The organism is Streptomyces sp. (assembly GCF_036566765.1).
Taxonomy (GTDB): domain Bacteria; phylum Actinomycetota; class Actinomycetes; order Streptomycetales; family Streptomycetaceae; genus Streptomyces.
On sequence record NZ_DATCVQ010000271.1, the window covers coordinates 1 to 3,711 of the forward strand.

Annotated in this window: 3 protein-coding genes and 2 pseudogenes; 1 reads left to right on the forward strand and 4 read right to left on the reverse strand. The window is 69.5% G+C overall.

The features are described from left to right. Nucleotides 1–284: pseudogene (locus VIU94_RS15190) on the forward strand (hypothetical protein); the annotation flags it as partial. Nucleotides 285–394: 110 nt separating this feature from the next. Here the strand turns inward: VIU94_RS15190 and VIU94_RS15195 are convergent. From VIU94_RS15195 to VIU94_RS15215, 4 genes and pseudogenes are all read right to left on the reverse strand, one after another. Beyond that, a pseudogene (locus VIU94_RS15195) lies at nt 395–667 on the reverse strand (DUF6087 family protein); the annotation flags it as partial. A gap of 113 nt (nt 668–780) precedes the next feature. Next, complete coding sequence (locus VIU94_RS15200) at nt 781–1,836, reverse strand: methyltransferase domain-containing protein (RefSeq protein WP_331911701.1); 1,056 nt, start codon at nt 1,834–1,836, stop codon at nt 781–783. 90 nt (nt 1,837–1,926) lie between these two features. After that, the gene (locus VIU94_RS15205) at nt 1,927–2,448 is read right to left on the reverse strand and encodes an NUDIX hydrolase (protein ID WP_331911703.1); all 522 of its coding nucleotides are present in this window, start codon (nt 2,446–2,448) and stop codon (nt 1,927–1,929) included. 402 nt (nt 2,449–2,850) lie between these two features. Next, nucleotides 2,851–3,711 (reverse strand): FAD-dependent monooxygenase (locus tag VIU94_RS15215; RefSeq protein WP_331911705.1); only part of this gene is annotated, 861 nt, incomplete at its 5' end.

A 3,711-nucleotide genomic window follows, 5' to 3' on the forward strand; every position in this document is an offset into this window, starting at 1 on the left:
GCTGCACCCTCAGGCAGGCGTACTACCGGCTCGTCGCGGAGAGGCTGATCCCGCACACCGCGCCGACGTACCGGCGTCTGTCCTCCCGTCTCGCCCAGGCCCGCCGAGAGGAGCGGTTCCCCGACCTCATCGACCCGTTGCGTGAGGTCCACGTCTCGCCAGCCTGGCCGGACGCCGGTGCGTTCCTCCGGGCCGCGCCCGACTGGTTCGCCCTGGACCGGACAGCCGGCCAGGCGTCAGCCTGTACGTGGCCTGCGAGAAGGACACTCTGCGGGCTCACCTGACCGGCTGGCTGGAGCGTGCGAAGGCCATGGCAGCCCAATCCTTCCGCCGCACGCCTGTAACGGCCCGCAGGTCGCGCTTGGTCACGGTTTGCGGTGCCTACCGGTTCCAGGTGCCAGGGGGGACCGGGTGGGCGTTCTGGGGCGTGCGGCGGTTCTGGCGCCGGGTTGAGGATGCGGCAGGCCGCGGCGTAGTCGTCCACCACGGTGACCGGTTCCCAGGCGTGGCCGTCCCATTCGATGATCAGGCGCGGGGCGTCTGGGTCGATGTGGGCTCCGCGACGCCGGCCGCCGCCGAGTGGGACGGCCTTCCGCTCCCCGACCGGCCGCAGGCGCTTGTCCCTGCGGGCCGCCCACTCCTCCAGGGGCTCGTCGTCCTCGCCCATCGCGGTCCTCCTGGTCCTCGAGCTCGTCAGACCTTAGACCAGGACACGGCCTGCCCTGCGGGGGTGACGGTGACCTCGCACCGGTCGGGACCGGGGGCACCGTCGCTGTGCCATCAGGCGATGTGTTCGGCGACGTCGTCCCGCAGGCGGGCCGGTCCGCCCTGCCGCACTGTCCACGCGCCTCGGTCGTCCTGGGCGAGTGCGGCCCATGCTCCAGCGTCCACGCCGAGCAGGACGTGCTCGGTCCGGCCGCCCAGTTCCAGGCTCACACGCTGGGCCCGGGGCGCGGCGAGCTGGGCGACGAACCGCGTGCTCCAGTCGTCCAGGACGTCCGCCCCGATCTCGGTGGGCTGCTCGTCGGCGTCGTCCAGATCGGGGAGCGTGCCGAGGTCCGGCGGCAGGTGCGGACGGGCGAGCATGAAGGCGACGCGGCCGCCGAGGAACCGGCCGGGGGCGACGCCGTCCTTGCCGACGGTGAGCCGGGCCAGTTCGGAGGCGTACATCCAGCCGCACAGGGTGGCCAGGATCAGCCCACCCGGCTTGGTCTGCTCCACCCACGCGTAGGGCAGATCGCGCACGGCGCAGGTGGCGATCGTTCGGTCGTACGGGGCGCTTTCCGGGTGGCCGACGAGGCCGTCGCCGACGACGAGTTCGGGGAAGTACCCGCAGGCTCCGAGCGCGACGGCGGCGGACGCGGCCACGTCCTGGTCCACTTCTTTGGACGTCACGAGGTCCTCGCCGAGCCGGGCGGCGCACAGCAGGCCGGTCGAGTAGCCGGTGCCGATCTCCTGCACCTTGTGGCCGTCGTCGACCTGGAGGTCTTCCAGCATGCGCACCACCAGGGACGGCAGGGTGCGCGAGGATGTCGGGGACCGCATGATCTCGCCGCGGACGTCGCGCGGCACGATCGTCCCGGCGATCTGGGTCACGAGCGATTCATCGTCGTAGCAGCGCTCCAACCAGCGCGGGTCATCCGGCATGACCGGCCGCCAAGCCGTCGGGCCTGGGCCTTCGGCCCGCTCGAGAACAGCAAGCTCCGGGAACGGCTGGCCGCATCGGAGCAGACAGTCACGGAGCTCGCCGACTTCCGCGGCCAGGCCCTGGCCCGGCTCGCCGCCCAGCACGAGGAGATCGTCCGGCTCCGCGAAGCTGCCGCCGGGACCACCCAAGTCAGGTGCCTTCCAGCACCACGAACCACAGTGATCGGGTCCTACACCTGACATGCCCGTTCCGACTCGACGAGACGACCGCATCGCCAATCACTCGGCTCCCAGTTCGCCTGCACCGCTGCCGGATCCGGACTCCAGGTATCGGCGCAGAGCTTTCCGTCCTCCCGGAACGAAGAGCCGTTGATCGGCGACCTCGCACAATTCGGCCTCTGTCAGCCAGCCCTGCCAGGCGATCTCGCCCGGATCCGGGATCAGAGGTTCAGTCACGACAGCCTCATGCACCCCAAACCACACGGGGCTGATCCCCTCCCGGCAAAGGAACTTGAACATGAAGCGCACGGGCACACGAACGCCCAGCTCTTCGGACAGTTCCCGGGCCGCGGCTTCCTCATACGACTCACCCACGTCCACGGCGCCACCGACCATCACGTCGTAGTAGCCAGGGAACCGGGAATGCGTCTCGGACCGCCGCAGCACCAAGATCCGCCCTGTCCGATCACGGCAGATCGTCGTCGCAATGCGATGCGGCCAGTGCTGACGCACCGCCTCGCCTCGTTCGACCACTCCCAACACGCGGTCCTGCTCGTCCACATGCTCCACCAATTCGCTCACGGAGGCACGATCTCAGTCCCCACTGACAGCGCGGCCCCAGGAACACGAAAGAGAGTGACCTGCATCACAGGAGGTCCTGCGGAATACAACACAGCCGACCATCTGCGTCGCGAAAGCCGCCTCTGCGATCGGACCTGCTCAATCGCCACACGGAGTCATCCGCACACGGCCTCTGCGGACACAAGCCATTCCTCCCTGACCCATCTCGGCGAGGCCGGGCCGAGCCTGCTGATGCCGAAGTCCTGGCACAAGAAGCCGCAGAACGTCCGCCGCTACTTCAAGCCCTCCCAGGAGGCGATCGCCGAGTTCACCAGCTGCCGCCCCCCGGCGACAGCAGGAGCTGAGCGCGGGAGCGGTTCCGTGCTGTTCCTGCCTGCTTCGATGTCCGTTCGGGGCAGGGGATCAGCTGTCCAGTGAGAGTGCGTTCTTGGCGTGCGCGACGGATTCCTCTGAGGCGGGTCCGCCGGGATTCTCGGTGGCCAGGGCCTGGTTGAGGGTGACGAAGGGGCGCATCCGCTGCTCGTAGCGGGCATACGCGGTGCGGTGGTCGCCGTTGGCCTGGGCAAGGCAGTCGGCCAGCACATGGGCGCCCACGAGAGCCAGGCTGGTGCCCTGCCCCGAAAGGGGGGAAGGGCACCAGCCGGCGTCTCCGAGCAGGGTCACCCGGCCCAGCGACCACTGGTCCATGCGGATCTGGGCCATGGCATCGCAGTAGAAGTCGGGTGCCTTCCGGGCGGCCTCGGCCAGGCGGGTCCCTTCCCATCGCATCGACGCGAGCTTGTCCACGACGAGCTGCCGCAGAGTGCCGCCGTCGCGGAGGTCATGAGCGAGGGGGGCGGACTCGAAGCCGAAGGCGATCCTGAGTTGGGTGTTGTCGCGTACGGGCATGATGCCGAAGCCCGCGTCGCGGTCCCGCAGCCACATCTGCCAGTCGTCCAGGCCGAGGAAGTTGTCCGCGCTGAATACCGAGAGGTAGCTGCCCAGGTGATGGGCGAAACGCTCCTCCGGACCGAAGGCCAGCCGCCGTACTGTGGAGCGGAGGCCGTCGGCCCCGACCACGAGGTCGAAGGTGCGGGACGGTCGGTGCGCGAAGTCGACGCGCACGCCGGTTTCGTCCTCGTAGAGCGCGGTGATGCTGTCGCCGAAGAGGTACTCGACGCCTGCGCGCGTGTGCTCGTACACCATCCGAACAAGGTCCTCGCGCAGCACCTCGATGTCTTCGCTGTCGAGCCGGCCGCTGCTGAAGGTCGCCTCGGTGGAGCG